Genomic DNA, 19,331 nt, shown 5'->3' with positions numbered 1-19,331 from the left:
GCCGTGCGGCCGGTCCTAGGTATGCCGAGCTGCTTCTACACCCAGAGATAAGGCATCCACCCGATGTGGCGTACCTGGCCTTAGACCGACTCTTAAGGATGTCAGCAGATGAAAAAGGAGACATGAGTGATGAATCCCGAGATCGAGTATGAGCTCATGAAGAGCCACATGAACGAGCTGCGCAAGGCGGCGGCCGCGCACCGGCGCGTACGTGAGGCGGAGCGGGGCAACAAGTCCGAGCGCCGCTCAATCTTCGGCAAGCGCCGTCCCTCATGAGCGCCCCACGAGAGCCCGGCCACTACCTCCCTCGTGGCCGGGCCTCTCTGCCTCCGTAGAAGCCCCTAAATGCGTCGAAAACCGTCTGTGAGGCATGACATGCTTGATGACATGCGGGGACGTTCGGTCAGTCCCGTCTTCGTCGGACGGGAGGAGGAGCTGGGGGCTCTCTCCGACAGCTTCGACGAGGCCAAAAAGGGCAAGGTGACAGCCGTCCTGCTTGGGGGCGAGGCCGGCGTCGGCAAGACCCGTTTGGTGCAGCGCTTCACCGAGCGCTGCGCCGCCGACGGCGCGCACGTGTTGTTCGGCGGGTGCGTGGAGTTGTCCACCGAGGGCCTGGCCTACGCGCCCTTCACCGCGGCGCTGCGGCAGCTCGTCAGGGAGCAGGGCCCCGCCGCGGTCGCCGGGTTACTCCCCGAGGGCGCCCAGCGCGACCTGGCCCGGCTGTTGCCCGAGTTCGGCGAGCCCAGCGGCGACGGCGAGACCGACACCGGCCGCGCGCGGCTCTTCGAGCAGTTCCTCACCCTGCTGGAACGCCTGGCCGACGCCCGCCCGACGGTCCTCGTCATCGAGGACATCCACTGGGCCGACCGCTCCAGCCGCGACCTCATCGCCTTCCTCAGCCGCAACCTGCACATTCCGCAGGTGCTGATCGTCATGACCTACCGCTCGGACGACCTGCACCGCCAGCACCCGCTCCGGCCGGTGCTGGCCGAGCTGGGCCGGGTGAACGGCGTGCACCGGCTCGACCTGCCCCGCCTGTCGCGCGACGAGGTCGCCCAGCAGATGACCGGGATCCTCGGCAAGGTCCCCGAATACAGCAGTGTCGAGAACGTCTACGAGCGCAGCGAGGGCATCCCGCTGTTCGTCGAGGCCATGCTGGAGAGCGGCGAGGACTGCACGTTCCCCGAGACCATGCAGGACCTGATACTCAACTCCGTCGAGCGGCTGCCCGAAGAGACCCAGCGGGTGCTGCGCATCGCCGCGGCCGGCGGCATCCGGGTCGGCCACGCGCTGCTGGCCGCCGTGAGCGGCCTGTCCGACGTCGAGCTGGAGAGCGCGCTGCGCCCGGCCATCGCGGGCAACGTCCTGCAGGTCGCCGACAACCGGGCGTACGTCTTCCGTCACTCGCTCATCCGCGAGGCCGTGCACGACGAGCTGCTGCCCGGCGAGCACCAGCGCCTGCACGCCAGGTTCGCCGAGGAGATCTCCAAGGACCGCACGCTCGTCCCGATGGGCCGTGCCCCCGTCGAGCTGGCCCATCACTGGTACGGCGCCCGCAACGACCTCTGGGCGCTGATCTCCGCGTGGGAGGCCGCGCAGAAGTCCTTCAAGGCGTTCGCCTACACCGAGGCCGTGCCGCTGCTCGAACGCGTGCTCATGCTCTGGGACCGGGTCCCCGACGCCGCCGAGCGCATCGGCGCCGACCACACCGCCGTGCTGGAGCGGGCCGCCGAGGCCGCGAACGCCGGCGGCGAGGTCGACAAGGGCATGAAGTTCGTCAAGGCCGCCCTGTCCGAGCTGGACGAGACCCGCGAGCCGGGCCGCGTGGCACAGCTGATCGTCCGGCGGGCTGGATTCAAGATGAGCAAAGGCCAGATGGGGGTCATCGAGGAGTTCCGGCACGCCCTGCGGCTCGTCCCCGAGGACAGCCTCGACCGGGCCGAGGTCCTCACTCCGCTGAGCCGCCACCTCATGCTGCGCGGGGAGACCGCCGAGGCGAGCGAGATCATCGCCGACGGCCTGCGCCTGGCCAGGGAGCACGGCGACCGGTGCCTCGAGGCCGACCTGCTGATGAACCTGGCGCTCGGCCACTCGCTCAACGGCGAGCTCGAGTCCACCATCGCGGTCAACGAGCAGGCCATGGAGATCGGGCACGAGGAGCGCTCCGGCCGCATCATCACCCGGGCGATCGCCAACAACATCGACGCGCTGATCGACCTGGGCCGCGAGGACGAAGCCATACGCCTGTCCGAGCAGGGCTGGAAGATCTCCAAGGAGTATGGCCGGCTGCGCGGCAGCGGCCTGTTCATCAAGAACAACTGGGCCGAGGCGCTGGAGTCGGTCGGCCGCTGGGACGAGGCCATCGAGCTCGTCGAAGCCGCACTGAGCCATGGCCCCAACCTGCGCACCCGATACGCCCTGCTGCGGGTGCGCGCCGACATCGCCCTGGCCAGGGGCGAGCTGCAGCTGGTCGAGAGCCTCCTGTCCGAGGTCGGCGTGCTCAAGGACCGCGCCGAGGACTTCGTCCAGGACATCACCAGCAACGCCCGCCTGCGCATCGGCTGGCACCTGCTGCGGGGTGAGCCCGGCGCCGCGCTGACCGTGGCCGAGCAGGTGATCGCCCTCCCCAAGCAGTCGTCCAAGGCCATGCTGGGCTGGCGCCTGCTCGCCCTGCTCCGCATCGTCTGCGACGCCGTCGAGACCATCGAGCCCGAACGGGCCGCGGCGGTCCGCGCGCACGCCGCCGACGTGGCGGCCGAGCTGTCGGTGATCGGTCCTGTCGTGGATGCCTACCGGCTGTCCTACATCGGCGACTTCGACGCCGCGGCCGCCGGCTGGGAGCGGCTCAAGCGCCCGCACAACCAGGCCAAGGCCCTGTTCCGGGCCGCCGCGGCCGCTGCGCGGGCCGGCGACCGCGAGGGGGCGGCCGCCCGGCTGAAGGTGGCACTTCCGCTGGCCCAGGCGCTGCGGGCCAGCCCGCTGGTCGAGGAGATCGAGACGCTGTCGCGGCGGGTGGGCGGCGCGCCTGCCCAGGAATCGTCGGAGTTGCTGACACCGCGTGAGCTGGAGGTCCTGCGGCTGGTCACCCAGGGCAGAACCAACCGGGACATCGCCGCCGAGTTGTTCATCTCGGTCAAGACGGTCAGCGTGCACGTGTCGAACATCCTGGCCAAGCTCGGCGTCACGACCCGCGGAGAGGCGGCCGCCGCCGCCCACCGCCTGTCCTTGATCTCGTAGGAGTTCCTAGAGAAGAGCCTCCACCAGCAGGGCCACGCCGAAGACGGCGAAGGCCGCGGCGGCGCCGTACCGGATGATCTTCTCGGGGAGGTGCTTGCCCAGCAGGCGGCCGACGAGGATGGCCAGGGCGTCGGCCGCGACCATGCCGACGGTCGAGCCGATCCAGGTGCCGACCCAGCCGTGCTGCGTCGCGAGCGTGATCGTGGCCAGCATCGTCTTGTCGCCCAGCTCGCTCAGGAAGAACGCCACGGTCACCGCGATCAGGGCGTTCCTGGTGGTGCGCTGGGCCTTGCGCGACTCCTCCTCGGCCAGCTCGTCACCGCGCAGCGTCCACACGGCGAAGCCGAGGAAGGCCAGCCCGGCCACCACCGCGATCGCGGTCGTGGGCAGCGCGTCCCCGATGAGGCCCCCGACGGCCACGCTCACCAGGTGCACGACGGTCGTGGCGATCGTGATGCCCAGGAGCACGGGCCAGGTCTTGAAACGGGTCGCGAACGTCATCGCCATGAGCTGGCTCTTGTCACCGAGCTCGGCCACGAAAATGACGGCGAGGCTGATCCAGAACGCTTCCAACGGTCCTCTTCCGCGCGACCAGGCCGGAAGCAGGCACCCGGGGAGTTTTCGGGCATGACTTCGGCCCGGCAGCGTCTTCATCCATACGGCTGCCAGGCCGAAGGTCTCGTCCGCCCGTTGAAAGGCCCGCGTGACCGGGCGCGCGAACGCGCCAGTATGTCGATCACACGATTGGGACTACTCCCCCTCGGCAATTCCAGAACACCATAACAGCCCCGCCGGGACGCCTATTCCCCCAGGGCGCAGCCGACCAGCACCGGCTCGTTGACCAGCGTGACGCCGAACTTCTCCCGCACCCCGTCCCGCACCTCACACGCCAGCGCGAGCAGCTCGGCGGTGGTGGCGGCTCCCGTGGGGTTGGTCAGGGCCAGGGTGTGCTTGGTGGAGATCCGTACGGGCCCGCGCTCATAACCCTTCGGAAAGCCGGCCTGCTCGATCAGCCACGCGGCCGGCACCTTGAGCGACCCGTCCGGCATCTCCCAGCGCGGATGGCCGGGTGCCAGGGTCGCCAGCTCCGCCGCCTGCTCAGCGGTCAGGATCGGGTTGGTGAAGAACGAGCCGGCGCTGCGGGTGTCAGGATCGTCCGGATCGAGCACCATGCCCTTGCCGCGCCGCAACCCCAGGACGGCCTCACGGGCCTGCGCCAGCGGCACCCGGTCGCCGAGCTCGACCCGCAGCAGCCCGGCCAGCTCCTTATAGGCCACAGGTCCTGACATTTCGGAAACCTTCAGCGCGTACGTCACGGCCAGCACCACATATCGCACCAGATCCCGCTTGAAGGCACTGTCGCGGTAAGAGAACCCGCACTGCCGCGCCTCCAGATCCACCACCTGCCGGGTGCGGCGATCGTAAGCACGCACGCACCTGACGGTCTGGGAGACCTCCTGCCCGTACGCGCCGACGTTCTGGATGGGCGTGGACCCCACTAGCCCGGGAATGCCGGACATGCACTCAATGCCCGACCAGCCCTCTGCCACCGCACGGGCCACGAACGGATCCCAGTCCTCGCCCGCTTCGACCGTGACCAGCACCTCATCGCCGTCACGTGAGACGGCCACCCCGCTGGTCGCGACCTTGATGACGAGCCCGTCGAACCCCGCGTCCGCCACCACGACGTTGCTGCCTCCACCGAGCACCAGCGTGGGCACCGCGGTCATGTCGGCCTCGGCGATCAGGGACACGAGCTGCTCCGCCGTGGTGGCTTCGGCGAATTCGCGGGCGGGACCGCCCAGGCGCAGCGTGGTGTACGGCGCGAGCATTTCCATGGGCACCTAGCTTATGAGGCGCTCAGCATGCGCAGCACCCCGTCATAGTTACGCCGCGACTCGCGCTCCTGGTAGTCGGCCGGGACGTCGTGCGTGCCGAGCCGCTCCACCGGCGGCGGCCCCGCAGGCACGACCAGCTCCCCCCGCAGGCCGAGCGACAGCTCCAGGTCCGCGTGGCGGCCGTAGTGGGCGTCCTCGGGCAGCGCACCGAGCGCGGCCGATCGGCGTACCGCCATGAGCTCGCCGGTCAGCGCCGGCACCCTGCCCGGGCCGGTCTCACGCCCGTCGGACGGGTCCACACCCCGCCACCCGGCGGCCACCGCCCCTTCCGCGACGGCCGCGACCAGCGGGGTCAGCGCGTCGCCGCGGAGCACGATCGAGGTCTCCATCAGCACGTGTACGTCCGACTCGTCCAGCCGCAGCAGTTTGGCCCGGCTCTCGCCCCAGGTCGCCGTGCCTCCTCGCCAGTGCGGCCGCTCGGCCACGTGCCAGACGGCGACGCGCTGCGGGTAGCGCTCGGCCAGGTCGTCCAGCACGTCACCGGCGCCGTCGAGGTTGCCCAGGTCGAGCGCGAGCACCTGCACGTCCGTGTGGTCGATCACCGACTGCACGCAGGTACGCACATCAGCGGGCCAGCCGTCGGCGAGCAGGCTCACCGTGGTCGTGATGTCCTTGATCTCCATGCGCTGCCGCTCGGCGTTGACGCCCAGGTCGTCGAGGCGGTTCGTGGCCAGTGAGGCGTCCCAGACGCGCTGGGCGTGCAGCATCGCGTCGCCAGGGTCGCCCGTGTCGCCGTGCTGGCCCGGGTCGCCGGAGAAGCCCAGCTCGGCGGCGGGGTTGGGGCGGGCGTGCGTGCCCGAGCCCGCCCGCGGCTTGGCCCCGGCCGTGCCCACACCGGTCGCGGCGCCGCCCGTGGTGTCCCGGCCGGTCCCCGAACTGCCCGCCACCTGCTCCAGGCGCGCGGGCCGCAGCCGCCCGGGCGGCTTGGCGTCGGTCACGGCGGAGACGGGGATCGACCGGACCGTGGGCCATACCTGTCGCGCAGCTTCACTCATAGGCACACGGGTACCCGAGAGCCACCGGACCTATCATCGCGCGTCAGGACAGCTGGACCACCGCGCGAGCCTTGGACAGCACCTTGGCCTCGGCCGACTTGGCCGTCAGGCCGATGACCACGCGCTTGTCCTGGAGCTTCTCCTCCACGACCCCGCTCACCGAGATCGTCGCACCTTGATCGTCATCGGGCACGACCACCATCGACGAGAACCGCACGCCGAAGTCCAGCACCGCACCGGGATCCCCCACCCAGTCGGTAACGAACCGCCCGGCCTGCGCCATCGTGTACATCCCATGCGCGATCACGTCAGGCAGCCCGACCATCTTGGCAAACCGCTCGTTCCAGTGGATCTGGTTGAAGTCCCCGGAAGCACCGGCGTACATCACCAGGTCGAGCCTGCGCACGTTGTAGTCCACGGCCGGGATCTCCTGCCCGACCTCGACCTCGTCGTACTTCACCGTGGCGCCCATCAGCCGGCCCCTCCGCGCTCGACGATCGTGTTGTAGGTGACGCAGACGGGCTCGCCCTCGACGGTCGCGACCTCACTGCGCACCGTCAGCAGCTCGTTGCGCCCGGCGGTCCGGATGTCGGTGATCGTGGCGATGCTGACCAGCTGATCACCGGCGTAGACGGGGCGTACGTACTCGAAACGCTGCTCGCCGTGGACCACCATGGCGAAGTTCAGCCCGAGATCCGGATCCACCAGCGCGTCGCCGCCGCTCTGCAGGCTGAACACGATGGGGAACGTCGGCGGCGCGATCACGTCGCGATAACCGGCGGCCTGGGCGGCTTCTTTGTCGCGGTAGATCGGGTTGGCGTCGCCGATCGCGGCCGCGAACTCCCTGATCTTCACCCGGCTGACCTCGTAGGGGGCGCTGGGCGGGTAGGTCCTGCCCACGAAGTCACGGTTCAAGGCCATCAGTGCTCCCTCGCAATGTCCCTCGTCCGAGCGCTGCTGAGGCCGACGGTAACAGAACAAGGTTCGGCTGTCGCCGGTGATGCCCGCTCTTTACGCGGTGCCGTGGCCGGCCGACGCGCACCCGCGGGGCGAGGCGGGCACCAGCGTGCAGACACGACAAACCGGCGCCCACACCAGGACGCCGGTTGTGCGATATGAACGATGGAGAAGCCCCCGGAGAGCTATCGAGTCTCGCGGTGCGCGCGGTGCGTGCGGCAGTTGGGGCAGTATTTCTTCAGCTCAAGCCGATCCGGGTCGTTACGCCGGTTCTTCCGCGTGATGTAGTTGCGGTGCTTGCACTCCTGGCAGGCCAGCGTGATCTTCGGCCTAACGTCGGTGGCAGCCACTTGGGAGTGCCTTTCTACGTTCGGGACATGGACACGCCCATGCCCAGGCCTGCCGACCTGGGATTGGGCAGTAGCGGAGGCCGGACTTGAACCGGCGACACAACGATTATGAGCCGTTTGCTCTGCCTGACTGAGCTACTCCGCCTTGAGCCGGTATGGACCCGGCCTGTAGAGGATACCCGACGCAGGGAGCAGTTTCGTAACTCGCCCGATCGAGCAGGGTGCTCTCCGCAGTATGCCTCAGCAACCCCGAGAACCGAAATCCGAAAACAAGATACTACCTGCCGCCAATGACCCGGAGCGCCGCCGAGCAGCCGGTCAGACTCGGGTGCCCGCCTTCCTCCACACCTTGAGCAGCCTGCGGGCCGAGCCGCCGATGGGGCCGACTGCCTCGTACAGCACGTCGCGCGAGACCGGCTTGGCCTGCGCCACGGCGGTCACCGCGGCGTCCGCGGCCGTGATCGTGTGCGAGCACACGCTCAGCAGGTAGCCGGGGATCTGCAGGCGCGGATCCGTGCAGCCCACCAAGGGGACGCCCACGGCGGCGACGACCGGGAACACCGTGCCCGGGATGCCGATGGCGGCCTCGGCCCGCGCCGACGCCTGGACCGAGGGAACGGAGCTGATCTCGTACCGGTCCCACAACGAGCGGTCCTCGCGCGGGTGCAGCCCCACCAGGATGTGCTTGCCGGCCGCCGCGAGCCGCTCGGCGGCGGCCAGGAGCAGCTCGGTGCCCGGGGCCGAGCCGCCGGTCTGGCTGGACCTGGTCACGCTGGTGAGCACCAGCACGGTGCCGGGTTCGGGGGTGTGCCGGGGTAGGTCGTCGGTCTGCGGCGTGCCCACGACCGTGATCGGGCGGCGCGTGCCCAGGTAGTCGTCGAACACCTTCGCCTCGGCCGGGGAGGACGCCGTGATCGCCCTGAGCCGGGAGCGGAATTCCGCCGCGCGGGGCGCCTCGACCGGAAGCTGGTACGCGAGCGAGCTGGCGATCATCGGCAGCCCGGGCAGCCGCGCGGCGCAGTCCGCGGGCCAGTCTCCCGCGCCCGTCACCACGAGCAGGTCGGCCGGCGGGATGCGGTCCGGGGTCGCCACCGTGACCGGGTCACCAGGCTTGATCCCGGACAGATCGGGCACCAGCTGCACGATCTCCCACCCCAGGCGGCGTGCCTCGGGCAGCAGGGGTGCCACGTGGTAGGTGCCCCAGGGCTCGTTGGTGGCGATCAGGACGCGGGGCGGCTTCCCGTTCGGCTGGGCGGCCGCGTGGGCCGCCGTGCTGCCCAGGACGGTGAGGCCCGTCGCGGACAGGGCGCCGGCGATGAGCGTACGCCGGGCGAGGCCGCGCTCCTTGACATCCGTGCTGTCATGAAATTTCACGAGATCGGAATCTAGGGGCCGGCCGCGACCCGTCGATGAACACAGGACGTCGCCTGGAAGAACGAGGCACCCGCTGGGTCGTGAGGAAGGCTCGAGAGCTAGCCAAGCCAGGCGCCCTTTCGGGCATTCCTGGTCCGAAAGGTGAGAAGGAAGCCCTCGAATGGCCTCATGACGATCTCAACCGTATCAGGCCGGGATCAGTTCGTGCAGGGTCCCAGGCGTGTACACCCGCGCGCCCGGCGGGAGATCGGCCGACGCCTCCATCCCGATGTAGGTGGTGCCCCCGGCCTGCTGCGAGCTCTTCGTCCGCAGCAGGTCGGCCAGATAGCGGACGCGTAGGTAGTCGCGTTCCACGATCGAGCGCACCAGCAGCGAGGCGGTGACCCGGTTGCCCTCCACCTGGTTGAAGCCGGGATGCCCCTTCAGGTAGAGATGCAGCCACTTCACCCGCCATGTGCCGTCGTCTCCGCGCAGGAAGACCAGAGGCAGCGCGATCCGGCCGGAGCCGCGCAGGTCGGACTTCATGCGTACGGTCCGCGGCTCGAACGGCCTGCCTTCCTGCGCGGCGTCCCTGGTCATGTACCCGAAGAACGCCTCGGCGGCCTCGTCGAACCGTTCCCCGGCGTAGATGTTGACCTGCGGGATGATGATCGGCCGGGCCGCTTCGGCGAGACGGATGTTGATGAACTCCGACGCGCCGTCCGGCGCCTCGGTGAGGTCACCGGAGTACTCGGCGAAGCCGTTGGAGTAGTTCGTCCACGAGATGTGCGCCGGGTTGCCGTAAGAGGCGTCCAGCAGGAGAGCGGACAGGTCGTAGTCCGTGCGCCGCCGGGCCTGCCGCCAATGGACGAAGAACCTGAGCAATTCGCCGCCCACGGCCGACAGCGAGCCGCGCGGCAGCATGCCGAGCCCGGGCGCGACCGCCTTGCCGGATAACGGCAGTGCCACGTCGAGCACGTCAGGATCGACGATCAGCTCGCCCGGGTCGGGCAGGCGGCCGGCGATCTGCCTGTCCAGGATGTCCAGCGCCCGCGCGAGGACGTCCTCCTCCAGCGTCGATCGGGTGTCGGGGGTCGCCCACGCCCTGCCGTACCGGTTGGTGAAGACGCGGCCCGCGGTGGGGGCGAGCCGGTTCTGCAGGTGCTCGCGCAGGGACAGCAGGACACGGCCGGAAGCACCGGCCGCCGCTCCCTCAGCGGCGTCCAGCACGGCCGACGCGGACAGGCCGGTCCGCAGCAGGTGGTCGAGGCGGCGCAGCAACGCGCCGGGCGCCCTCTCCAGCAGCCGGACGGCATCCGCAGTACGGCCCGCCGACAGAGCGGCCTCGACCCGGCTGTCGAAGCCGGCGGCCTCGCGTACGCCCCTGGCCACCTCGAAGACGTGGCCGGCCCGCGTCAGATGCGGATAGTCGTGGGGATGCAGCCGCTCACCGAGCCGCTTCCACTGCTCGCGGTGGCGTGGCACGTCGCCGAGCTTGGCCGGAGTGGCGACCGCGTCCAGAGCCCGCAGGAGGGCGCGGCGCTCGGCGCGGCGGAAGGAGCGGAACCGGGTGGGCGCGGCCAGCGTGACATCGCCGCCGGAGCAGCCGCAGGCGAGCCGGAGCACGTCGGTGACCGTGTCCACGAGCAGCGGCCGGCCGGCGGCCAGCCGCACTTCGTTGACGATGGCGCGGTTCTCGCGCACCGGGATGCGCTCCGGCTCGTCGGCGCAGTGCGACGCCAGCGACCGCAACGCCGCCAGGTCCTCGGCGGCCAGCGGCGACTGCGAGCCCGCCAGCGAGAAGTAGAGCCCGCGTGCCTCCGCCTCCAGGCTTCCGCCCAGCTCCAGTACGGTCACCCGGTCGCCTGCCAGCGGGATCAGCTCAGCGTGCGCGGCCAGCAGGTCGGCGTAGGTGTGCTGGTAGCGGCCGTAGCCCGGCAGGGTCAGCAGGTTGAGCGTCGGCGGCTGGAGCCGCTCGGCGGCGACCGGGTCGAGCATGGTCTCACGCAGGAGGCCGGCCCAGAACTCCAGGGTGTCCGGCACGTTCTCGGGGAAGTCGATGAAGTACGCGTTGTGCTGGACATGGTCGCCCACCAGGCCGCGGACCGCCGCCAGGACCCGTACGCCAAGGTCCAGGACGGTCTCGCCGGGCAGCCCCGCCAGGCGTTCGAGCAGGGGCGCCGAGCACTTGAAGCCGACGCTCAGGAGTGCGGCGTCGAGCTGGCGGGCGGCCACCTCTCCCCAGCCGGCGGGCGCGACGTCGGCGGGAGCGTCGATGGGAACTCGTAGCCGCCGGACGATGACGAGGCTTTCCAGAGTGTCCACTGACGCACCATATAGCCGACGCCTTCCCACCTTCTGCGGGTTTTCCGCCCCGCGATCATCAGCCGCTGCCGCGACGGCGCCCTCCCCGCGGAAACGCCTCCGGTCAGGGCCTATGACCGCTCTGGACGCAGCGCGTCGGAGATGGACTTGACGCCGCCGTGCGCGGTGAGGCCGCCGTCCACCGGAATCTCGGCTCCGGTAATGAAGGACGCCTCGTCGGACAGGAGGAAGACGACGAGGGGGACGACCTCGTCGATCGTGCCCGTGCGGCCGAGCGGGGTCTCGCGGATGTTCGCGGCGCGGAAGGCGGGGTGGGCGGAGGCGGTCATCTCGGTTTCGATGAAGCCGGGGTGGATGGTGTTCACGCGGATTCCGCGCGGGCCCAGTTCCGTGGCCGCCGCCTTCGACAGACCGCGCAGCGCCCATTTGCCGGCTGTGTACGCGACCGGATAGTGGCCGGTGAGCGCGGCGGCCGAGCCGACGTTCACGATGGACGAGCCCGGCGGCATCAGCGGGACGAGGTGCTGGATGCCGAGCAGCGGGCCGGTGACGTTCACGGCATGAACGCGGTCGAAGTCCTCCGCCCGCACGTCCGTCAGGCGCGCACGCCAGGTGATCCCCGCGTTGTTGACCAGGCCGTGGACCTGGCCGTACGACTCCCGCAGATCGGCGGCCAGCCGGGCCCAATCCTGCTCGATGGTGACGTCCAGCCGGCGGCAGTCGCCCGTCGCCTCCACATCGGTGGCGACCACCTGGGCACCCTCACGAGCCAGCGCCGCCGCCTCCGCGGCGCCCTGGCCGCGGGCCGCACCGGTGACGACCACGACCTTGCCCAGCAGCCTCATGGTCGCTCCCGGATCCGGCGGCGGGCCCTGGGGACCGGCACCGGGGCTGCTCCCGGGACCACAGTGTTGGACGTGGTGCCGAGGCCCTCGACGGTGAGGGTGACCGTGTCGCCGGGTTTCAACGGCGGGCGGGAGTCGCGCCCGCGGACACCCCAGAGCTCCGCCAGACACCCGCCGTTGCCACACGTGCCCGAGCCGAGCACGTCACCGGGACGCACCTGTGCGCCACGCGAGGCATAGGCGATCATCTCCTCGAAGGTCCAGCTCATGTTGGACAGCAGGTCCGCGCCGACCACCTCGCCGTTGATCTCGGCAGTGAGCGCCAGGCGCAGGAAGCCTTCGGCGTCGCGGTAAGGCTCCAACTCGTCGGCGGTGACCAGGTACGGGCCGAGAGTGGTGGCGGTGTCCTTGCCCTTGCACGGGCCGAGGTTGACCTGCATCTCGCGGGACTGGAGGTCGCGCGCGGACCAGTCGTTGAAGATCGTGTAACCGGCGATGTGGTCCCTGGCCTGTTCAGGGGTGAGGTCACGGCCCTCACGGCCGATGACGGCGGCGACTTCGAGCTCGAAGTCGAGCACCTGGCTGCCCGGCGGGACGGGCACGTCGTCGTACGGGCCGATGACCGCGTACGGGTTGGTGAAGTAGAAGGTCGGGGCGTCGTACCAGGCGTCGGGCACGCCGTCCGAGCCGTCGATCGAGCGGCGTACGCCCTCGACGTGCTCCTCGAAGGTGACGAAGTCCCGGATCGTCGGAGGCTCCAGCGGCGGCAGGAGACGGACGTCGGTGACGTGCGGGCCGGCAGTCAGTGCCAGCGCGGCGGCCGCCTCGCGCAGACGGCCGGTGCGGAGCAGGTCGAGCAGCGAGTCCTCTCCTGGAACCGGATGGAGTCGGCCGTCATCGTCGAGGACGGCGACGTGCCGGCGTCCGTGCTGTTCATATCGGGCAAAGCGCATGGCGCGGCTCCGTGGAAGGGATCAAGGGCGCGGTCGAGAGGCCGTGCCAAGGGGATCAGACCGGCGGTGCGACGAAGCAGCCCTGGTCAGGGTCGTTGAAGGACTCCTTGGCGACCAGCTCGTTCATCGGGTTGGCGGTGCCCCACTGGTCGCTGACCTCCGGCTGAGAGAAGTCGTAGACGTGCGGGTGCCAGGTGTCCTCGTCAAGCAGCTCCAGCTCCGTTGTGTACTCGACGGTGTTGCCGTGCGGGTCGAGGAAGTACGTGAACGTGTTGTCGCCCGCCAGATGCCGCCCGGGACCCCAGATCTTGCGGTGACCCGCGCGGATGACGCGGCCGGAGCCGCGCATGTACTCGTCGATGCCGCGCATCTCGAACGAGATGTGGTGCAGGGAGGTGTGCGGTCCCTTGGCGATCGCCATCGAGTGATGCTGGTTGCTGATCCGCATGAAGTGCATCGCCTCACCCATCCTGGGGTGCATGAGGGTGTCGGAGAGACGGAAGCCGAGGTGCCGCTCGTACCACTCCCGCGTCCGGTCGAGATTCGGGGAGTTGAGGACGACGTGGGAGAGCTTGACCGGGATCGCCTCCTTCTCCTCGATCTTGCGGTGCCGGCGGACCTCGACGTCCGCGGAGACCTCGATGGTCCGGCCGTCGACGTCGAAGAACCGGAAGCCGTAGCCGCCGCCCGGGGTGTCGACCTTGCCCGGTTGGGAGATCAGCCGGACCCCGCCCGCGAGCAGCCGCTCGGCGAGGGCATCCACGTCGGCCGGGCTCGCGGCCCCGTACGACACCAGGTCGAGGCGCTTCTCGTCAGCCTGGCGCAGCCGGACGACGTACTGCTCCGGTGAGCCCTCGGCGGCGAGGAACGCGATGCCGGAGTCCTCGGCGACCTTCGTCAGGCCCCAGACGCCGCCGTAGAAGTCGAGCTGCTTGTCGTAGTCGGGCACGGCGAGGTCGACGTGCCGCAGATGGGTGAGCAGGCGTTCGGTCATGGCAGGGGATCCCTCTCAGGTGAGGCGCAGCAGCGACGTCGCGTTGCCGCCGCGTACGGCGTGGAAGTCGGCATCGGACAGGCCCGCGGCGCGCAGCGCGCCCAGCGGATCGTCGGTGCCCATGTCGAAGGGGAAGTCGGAGCCCAGCAGCACCCGCTGCGGGCCCGCGACGCGCAGCAGCTCCCGCAGGACGTGCGGGTCATGGACGAGGGAGTCGAACCACAGGCGCGCCAGATAGCTGCTGGGCGGGTGCGCGCAGCCGGCGCGGGCATCGGTGCGCGACCGCCAAGCGTGGTCGGAGCGGCCGATATGGGTGGGCAGGTAGCCGCCACCGTGCGCGGCGACGATCCGCAGCCCCGGGTGGCGGTCCAGCACGCCGGAGAAGATCAGGTGGGAGAGCGCCACCGCGTTCTCGGCCGGCTGGCCGACCGTGTTGGACAGATACCAGCGGTCGAGCCGTTCGTCGAGAGTACAGCCGAACGGGTGCAGGAAGACGATGGCACCGGTCTCCTCGGCACGGGCCCAGAAGGGTTCGTATGCCGGGTCGGACAGCTCCCTGCCCGGGGCGTGGCTGGAGATCTCGACCCCGCGCAGGCCGAGGCCGAGGGCGTGGTCCAGGGCCGGCACGGCGAGTCCCGGGTGCTGGAGCGGGACCAGGCCGAGGCCGTACAGCCGGCCGGGAGCTGCGGCGGCGTGCGCGGCGGTCCCGGCGTTGGCCAGCTCCCACACCGAGCGGGCCAGGTCCTCGTCGGCCCAGTAGTGGTAGTGCGACGGCGAGGGCGAGATCAACTGGACGTCCACTCCGGCCGCGTCCATCGCGGCGAGCCGGGCCGTCACATCGGTGAGCCGCGGGATGCGTTCGCGGATCATCGCGGCGTTGACGGCCAGCGCGTCGGGTCCGTTGCGGCGCGCGTCCAGCGCGCGGGCGGCGGCCAGTCCCGGCCGTTCGGCGACCGCCTGGTCGACCTCGGGCAGCAGGACGTGCGCGTGCACGTCGACCGTGGGGGCATCCGCGGTCACGGCAGCTCCTTGAGCGCGGTCATGGTGGCGCCCATGAGCCCGGGCACGTCACCGCGTACCCCGTCGAGCAGCCACTGCCCGAGCTGCACGGAGGCGTCGACGACCATCCTGACCCGGCCGATCCGCCGCTCGCGGTAGCTGCTGAGCAGCTCCTCGTCCCACGCGGCCCCGCTGCTCAGCAGCTGGGCCAGCACCCACGCGTCCTCCAGGGACATGGCCGCGCCCTGGGCCAGGGTGGGCGGACAGCAGTGCGCGGCGTCCCCGATGAGCACGACCCGGCCCCGATGCCAGGATCCCTCGACCAGCATCCGGGTGAACCGGGTGTAGTTCACCTGGGCCGAGTCGTTGATCGACGCGCGGATCTCGTCCCAAGCGCCGCCGTACCCCTCGGCGAGGCGCCGCATCTCCTTGGCGTAGCAGTCGGGCGGGAGGTCCGCGCGGTCACGGTCGGGCTCGACCAGATAGGCGTACAGGGTGTCCTTGCTGGTCGGCGTGTAGCCGGCGATGAAGCAGGACCCGCCGTAGGTGAGGTCGCTGCGCTCCACGCCGACCGGGCGAGGTGCCGGGATACGCCAGATGGACATGCCGGTCGGCTCAGGTTTGTCGCCGATGCCGATGGCGGCGCGCGTTGCGGAGTTGAGCCCGTCGGCGGCCACCACGAGGTCATAGCGGCTCTGCGTGCCGTCGCTGAAGCCGGCGACGACCCCGGTGCCGTCCTGGGTGATGGTGTCGGCGGTGGTGCCCAGCCGGATGCGCGCGCCGGATGCCTGGACGGCGTCGGTGAGGATGTGCTGCAGCATCGGGCGTTGCATGCCCAAGGTGGCCGGCAGGTCGTCTCCGCCGGTGCGGAGGTCCTCGTGAACGTGGAGCACGGTACCGTCTGGCGCGGTCAGCCCCAAGGCGTCGAACGCGTAGCCGTGGGCGCGGATCTCGTCCCACACGCCGACCTCGCGCAGTACGCGCAGGGCGTTGCCCTGCAGGGTGATGCCGGAGCCGCGGACGTTCCAGTCCGGCTTGATCTCGACGAGATCCACCGCGATGCCCGCCTGCCGCAGCAGGATGGTCAGGGCGTTGCCGGAGGTGCCTCCTCCGACGACGAGGACAGTGGGTTGCCTGGGCCCCATGGCCGGCTCCTTCGTTGAACTGCTCACTTGAGTGCTTGCGTGCGCAGGCTTGCTTGCGCGGCCTACTTGACGGCGATCGGGTTGACGGGAGAGCCGACGGCTCCAGTGATGGGCAGGGGCGCCGCCGTGAGCCAGAACTCATAGACGCCGTCCGCGGCGCAGTCCGCAGCCAGGGCGTCGGGGTCCCACATCTCCCCGATCAGCAGGCCCATGTTGGGGATGGCGACCTGGTGCAGCGGCTGGAAGGCGACGTCGAACTCGTTGGGCCGCACCTCGAAGCCCCAGGTGTCGGTGGCGATCGCGGCGATCTCAGTGCGGTGCAGCCAGCCCGCGGCTGTGAAGGACAGCCCGGGTGCGGGCCCGCCGGCGTAGTCCCCCCAGCCGTCGCGGCGGGCCCGGGTGAGCTGCCCGGTCCGGACGACGACGATGTCGCCCCGGCCGACCGTCATCCCGTGCGCCTCGGCGGTCGCGATCAGATGTTCCTCGGTGACGGCGAAGCCGTCCGGGAGCTCCCCGGCCGTGCCGAAGACCCGCCCGACGTCTAGGAGCACACCCCGCCCTGCGACGTGCGGAGCCATGTGCTCGATGCCAGTGACGAGGTCGCCGTCGGAGGTGACGACCCGCTCGGCAGGGCGGCCGTTCCAGGCCTTGCCGTGGTCGAAGATGTGGCCCAGCCCGTCCCACTGGGTGGAGCACTGCAGCGGCATGGAGATCACATCGTCGGCGCCACCGATGCCGTGCGGGAAGCCCTGGTTGCCCAAGGCCGCGTCCGTGCCCGTGTCCAGCATGGTGTGGACGGGGTTGGTACGGCGCCGCCAGCCCTTCTGGGGACCGTTCATGTCGAACCGCTGTGCCAGCGAGAAGCTCACGCCCCGCTGGACGAGCGCGGCCCCCTCACGGCGTTTGCCCTCGTCCAGGAAGTTCAGGGTGCCGAGGACGTCGTCAGCACCCCAGCGGCCCCAGTTGGAGTACGCCTTCGCCGCCTCGGCGATCGCGCCCTCGGGGTCGGTGCGGTCGATCATGACGCGTTCTCCGCGACGCATCGGGTGCGCTGGGCCCCGAGGCCGGTGATGGTCCCCTCCATGACGTCGCCGTCGCGCAGCAGCCGCCCCCAGTGCAGGCCGTTGCCGGCCGGGCTGCCGGTCAGGACCAGGTCGCCGGGCAGGAGCCGGGCGGTCTGCGAAATGTACGACACCAGCCGCGCCACGCCGAAGATCATGTCCTTGGTGGACTCGTCCTGCATCACCTCACCGTTGAGCTTCAGCGTCACCTGCAGATCACTGGGGTTCGCGACGAACTCGGCCGGCACGATGAACGGGCCCAGCGGTGTGAACCCGGGGGCGTTCTTGCAGCGCAGCCAGTCGGTGCCGATGGCCGGCATATCGCGCCGGAAGACGGTGGACCGGTCGGTCAGGTCATTGGCGATGGTGTAGCCGGCGACGTGGTCAAGGGCCTGCGCCTGCGGCACCCGGTAGGCGGGCCGGCCGATCACCACGGCCAGCTCCAGCTCCCAGTCGGGCTTCTCGGCCCAGGCCGGCAGCACCACGTCGTCGTACGGGCCGGTGATCGCGGAGGGCAGCCCGGTGAAGACGTACGGCAGATCCTCCGCCGCCCGCCGGTCCATGACCGCGGCGATCTCGGCCCGGGCTTCGGCCTCGCTGCGCGGGTCGTCCGGCCCGCGGTGGGCGAGCTCCAGGTCGATCACGTGCTGCCGGTAGTTGGCGCCGGACTGGAAGAGCTGCCGGGGCTCGACCGGGGCGTGCACCCGCAGCTCGTCCAGCGGCCGCCGGGCGCCGTCGCGGGCTTCGGCGTACCGGCGAAGGGACGACAGCCGCCCACCGCATCTTTCCAGCATCGTGCGGACCGTCAGGGTGCGATCGCCCAAGGCGGCACGCAGGTCGAGCACGTGCCCGTCCGGTGTCACCAAGCCTGGGAAGGCGCCTGGATCGGCGGCGTCGGCCTGGGAAAAGGTGCCGACCCCGAAGGGGGCGGTGAAGATCGGCATGTCAGAGGGTTTCACAGGTGTTTCCTCCGGGTTGCGGTGGCACTAATCTGACTGACCGGACCACAATCAAGGAAATCGATTCTTTGAATGTGGTTCATCGATGCCGTAAATACCAACTGCCGCGGGGCGGTCTCCTGAACGGTGGCGTTGTGAATCTGTCCGGTCTCGACCTCAACCTCGTTCTGTCCCTGCGCGCGTTGCTGGAGGAGCGCAACGTCACCCGCGCCGGTCAGCGCATCGGGCTGAGCCAGCCCGCGATGAGCGCGGCTCTGGCCCGCCTGCGCCGCCACTTCGACGACGAGCTGCTGTCCCGCGTCGGCGGCCAGTATGAGCTGACGGCCCTCGGCCACGCCCTGCTCGACCGCACCGCCACCGCCTGTGACCTGCTGGAACGGGTCTTCAGCAGCCGGGCCGACTTCGTCCCGGACAAGGAGGAGCGCGAGTTCACGCTGCTCGCCTCCGACTACGCCGTCGCCGTGTTCGGCGCCGAGCTCGTCCGCACCGTGCACGCCGAAGCCCCGGGGGTACGGCTGCACTTCCGCCGGCTCCCGACCGATGTCACCGAGGACACCGCGACACTGCTCAGCACGGCCGACGGCCTGCTGTTGCCGCACGGCATCATCAGCGGCTTCCCCACCGTCGAGCTGTACGCCGACCGCTGGGCCTTCCTGGTCGCCGAGACCAATGACGCGGTCGGCGACCGGCTGACCATGGACGACATGGCACGGCTGCCCTGGGTCATCTACCAGCGCACCTACGACGCTCCGGCCGTCCGGCAGCTGAGCATGCTCGGCATCGAACCCCGCGCGCAGGTCTCCGTCGACAGCTTCCAGACTCTGCCCTACCTGGTCGCGGGCACCCGCCGGATCGCCCTGATACAACGGCGGCTGGCCGGGCTGTTGAGCGGGGTGGCCGCCGTACGCGTCATGGAGCCTCCCTATGAGGCCGTCCCGGTGCAGATGGCGCTGTGGTGGCACCCGGGCCACACCCACGACGCGGGCCACATCTGGCTGCGGGAGACCGCCGCCCGGGTCGGCGCCGAGCTGACGGCAAGCAAGGGGGGCCAGAGGAGTGGAGGTAGGCGGCATCCAGGACAAGGATGATCAGCATCGCGAATCACGATGGGGCGAGGTCTAGGCAGGACCTGCCCAGTGGTTCATAGTCATCTCAACCCGGCCCGGAGCCGTCCCCACTCCAGGTCGGCACAGACATCCGGCACACCGGCCCGCGGCGGCGCCACAGCCGCATCGGGCCGCCCGCTCCGGCGCCGGCTCA

The 19,331-nt window shown here is 70.4% G+C and carries 18 protein-coding genes and 1 tRNA gene; 3 read left to right on the top strand and 16 right to left on the bottom strand.

The features are described from left to right. The first annotated feature begins 129 nt into the window (after positions 1-129). The gene (locus Q9G87_RS04225) at positions 130-276 is read left to right on the top strand and encodes a hypothetical protein (protein ID WP_305914826.1); all 147 of its coding nucleotides are present in this window, start codon (positions 130-132) and stop codon (positions 274-276) included. A gap of 111 nt (positions 277-387) precedes the next feature. Further along, positions 388-3,237: a helix-turn-helix transcriptional regulator gene (locus tag Q9G87_RS04220; RefSeq protein ID WP_305914825.1), complete on the top strand. Its 2,850-nt coding sequence runs from the start codon at positions 388-390 to the stop codon at positions 3,235-3,237. A gap of 6 nt (positions 3,238-3,243) precedes the next feature. Here Q9G87_RS04220 and Q9G87_RS04215 read toward each other — a convergent pair whose 3' ends face one another. The 16 genes from Q9G87_RS04215 to Q9G87_RS04140 all read right to left on the bottom strand — a co-directional run bounded on the left by Q9G87_RS04215 (position 3,244) and on the right by Q9G87_RS04140 (position 18,071). Continuing rightward, positions 3,244-3,810 (bottom strand): TMEM165/GDT1 family protein, encoded by a 567-nt coding sequence (locus Q9G87_RS04215; RefSeq protein WP_305914824.1) that lies wholly within the window; start codon positions 3,808-3,810, stop codon positions 3,244-3,246. 227 nt (positions 3,811-4,037) lie between these two features. Beyond that, positions 4,038-5,075, bottom strand: coding sequence for a UDP-N-acetylmuramate dehydrogenase (locus Q9G87_RS04210; RefSeq protein WP_305914823.1), 1,038 nt, complete (start codon positions 5,073-5,075; stop codon positions 4,038-4,040). 11 nt (positions 5,076-5,086) lie between these two features. Then, positions 5,087-6,130 (bottom strand): hypothetical protein, encoded by a 1,044-nt coding sequence (locus Q9G87_RS04205; protein WP_305914822.1) that lies wholly within the window; start codon positions 6,128-6,130, stop codon positions 5,087-5,089. 43 nt (positions 6,131-6,173) lie between these two features. Continuing rightward, on the bottom strand, positions 6,174-6,602 hold the full coding sequence (locus Q9G87_RS04200) for a MaoC family dehydratase (RefSeq protein WP_305914821.1): 429 nt from the start codon (positions 6,600-6,602) through the stop codon (positions 6,174-6,176). Next, positions 6,602-7,051: a MaoC family dehydratase N-terminal domain-containing protein gene (locus Q9G87_RS04195; protein WP_305914820.1), complete on the bottom strand. Its 450-nt coding sequence runs from the start codon at positions 7,049-7,051 to the stop codon at positions 6,602-6,604. The genes Q9G87_RS04200 and Q9G87_RS04195 overlap by 1 nt, the downstream gene beginning before the upstream one ends. 221 nt (positions 7,052-7,272) lie before the next feature. Beyond that, a complete protein-coding gene (gene rpmG / locus Q9G87_RS04190) occupies positions 7,273-7,437 on the bottom strand; it encodes a 50S ribosomal protein L33 (RefSeq protein WP_101786011.1) in 165 nt (54 codons plus the stop codon). A 71-nt stretch (positions 7,438-7,508) separates the two neighbouring features. Beyond that, positions 7,509-7,582, bottom strand: a tRNA-Met gene (locus tag Q9G87_RS04185). A 173-nt stretch (positions 7,583-7,755) separates the two neighbouring features. Continuing rightward, a complete protein-coding gene (locus Q9G87_RS04180; protein WP_305914819.1) occupies positions 7,756-8,811 on the bottom strand; it encodes a hypothetical protein in 1,056 nt (351 codons plus the stop codon). Between the two features lie 186 nt (positions 8,812-8,997). Next, positions 8,998-11,115: a TerD family protein gene (locus Q9G87_RS04175; protein WP_305914818.1), complete on the bottom strand. Its 2,118-nt coding sequence runs from the start codon at positions 11,113-11,115 to the stop codon at positions 8,998-9,000. 110 nt (positions 11,116-11,225) lie between these two features. Beyond that, positions 11,226-11,960 (bottom strand): SDR family NAD(P)-dependent oxidoreductase, encoded by a 735-nt coding sequence (locus tag Q9G87_RS04170; protein ID WP_305914817.1) that lies wholly within the window; start codon positions 11,958-11,960, stop codon positions 11,226-11,228. Next, complete coding sequence (locus Q9G87_RS04165) at positions 11,957-12,913, bottom strand: fumarylacetoacetate hydrolase family protein (protein ID WP_305914816.1); 957 nt, start codon at positions 12,911-12,913, stop codon at positions 11,957-11,959. The genes Q9G87_RS04170 and Q9G87_RS04165 overlap by 4 nt, the downstream gene beginning before the upstream one ends. Before the next feature lie 55 nt (positions 12,914-12,968). Beyond that, positions 12,969-13,907, bottom strand: a complete 939-nt coding sequence (locus tag Q9G87_RS04160; RefSeq protein ID WP_305914815.1) for a VOC family protein — start codon at positions 13,905-13,907, stop codon at positions 12,969-12,971. A gap of 15 nt (positions 13,908-13,922) precedes the next feature. Then, positions 13,923-14,927 (bottom strand): amidohydrolase family protein, encoded by a 1,005-nt coding sequence (locus tag Q9G87_RS04155; RefSeq protein WP_305914814.1) that lies wholly within the window; start codon positions 14,925-14,927, stop codon positions 13,923-13,925. Next, a complete protein-coding gene (locus Q9G87_RS04150; protein WP_305914813.1) occupies positions 14,924-16,051 on the bottom strand; it encodes an FAD-dependent oxidoreductase in 1,128 nt (375 codons plus the stop codon). The genes Q9G87_RS04155 and Q9G87_RS04150 overlap by 4 nt, the downstream gene beginning before the upstream one ends. A gap of 62 nt (positions 16,052-16,113) precedes the next feature. Continuing rightward, positions 16,114-17,073, bottom strand: a complete 960-nt coding sequence (locus tag Q9G87_RS04145) for a cyclase family protein (protein WP_305914812.1) — start codon at positions 17,071-17,073, stop codon at positions 16,114-16,116. Then, the gene (locus Q9G87_RS04140; RefSeq protein WP_305914811.1) at positions 17,070-18,071 is read right to left on the bottom strand and encodes a fumarylacetoacetate hydrolase family protein; all 1,002 of its coding nucleotides are present in this window, start codon (positions 18,069-18,071) and stop codon (positions 17,070-17,072) included. The genes Q9G87_RS04145 and Q9G87_RS04140 overlap by 4 nt, the downstream gene beginning before the upstream one ends. A gap of 134 nt (positions 18,072-18,205) precedes the next feature. On the opposite strand from Q9G87_RS04140, the gene Q9G87_RS04135 reads away from it, so the two are divergent. Next, positions 18,206-19,159: a LysR family transcriptional regulator gene (locus Q9G87_RS04135; protein WP_305914810.1), complete on the top strand. Its 954-nt coding sequence runs from the start codon at positions 18,206-18,208 to the stop codon at positions 19,157-19,159. The last annotated feature ends 172 nt before the right edge of the window (positions 19,160-19,331 follow it).

The sequence above is a fragment of the Nonomuraea turcica genome (assembly GCF_030718205.1).
Lineage (GTDB): Bacteria > Actinomycetota > Actinomycetes > Streptosporangiales > Streptosporangiaceae > Nonomuraea.
This window is presented reverse-complemented; position numbering and strand designations above follow the sequence as displayed.

Bases quoted from the DNA above. Each gene is read 5' to 3' on its own strand.
- Q9G87_RS04225 (WP_305914826.1), top strand. From the start codon at position 130: ATGAATCCCGAGATCGAGTATGAGCTCATGAAGAGCCACATGAACGAG.
- Q9G87_RS04220 (WP_305914825.1), top strand. From the start codon at position 388: ATGCGGGGACGTTCGGTCAGTCCCGTCTTCGTCGGACGGGAGGAGGAG.
- Q9G87_RS04210 (WP_305914823.1), bottom strand. From the start codon at position 5,075: ATGGAAATGCTCGCGCCGTACACCACGCTGCGCCTGGGCGGTCCCGCC.
- Q9G87_RS04205 (WP_305914822.1), bottom strand. From the start codon at position 6,130: ATGAGTGAAGCTGCGCGACAGGTATGGCCCACGGTCCGGTCGATCCCC.
- Q9G87_RS04200 (WP_305914821.1), bottom strand. From the start codon at position 6,602: ATGGGCGCCACGGTGAAGTACGACGAGGTCGAGGTCGGGCAGGAGATC.
- Q9G87_RS04195 (WP_305914820.1), bottom strand. From the start codon at position 7,051: ATGGCCTTGAACCGTGACTTCGTGGGCAGGACCTACCCGCCCAGCGCC.
- Q9G87_RS04170 (WP_305914817.1), bottom strand. From the start codon at position 11,960: ATGAGGCTGCTGGGCAAGGTCGTGGTCGTCACCGGTGCGGCCCGCGGC.
- Q9G87_RS04165 (WP_305914816.1), bottom strand. From the start codon at position 12,913: ATGCGCTTTGCCCGATATGAACAGCACGGACGCCGGCACGTCGCCGTC.
- Q9G87_RS04160 (WP_305914815.1), bottom strand. From the start codon at position 13,907: ATGACCGAACGCCTGCTCACCCATCTGCGGCACGTCGACCTCGCCGTG.
- Q9G87_RS04150 (WP_305914813.1), bottom strand. From the start codon at position 16,051: ATGGGGCCCAGGCAACCCACTGTCCTCGTCGTCGGAGGAGGCACCTCC.
- Q9G87_RS04145 (WP_305914812.1), bottom strand. From the start codon at position 17,073: ATGATCGACCGCACCGACCCCGAGGGCGCGATCGCCGAGGCGGCGAAG.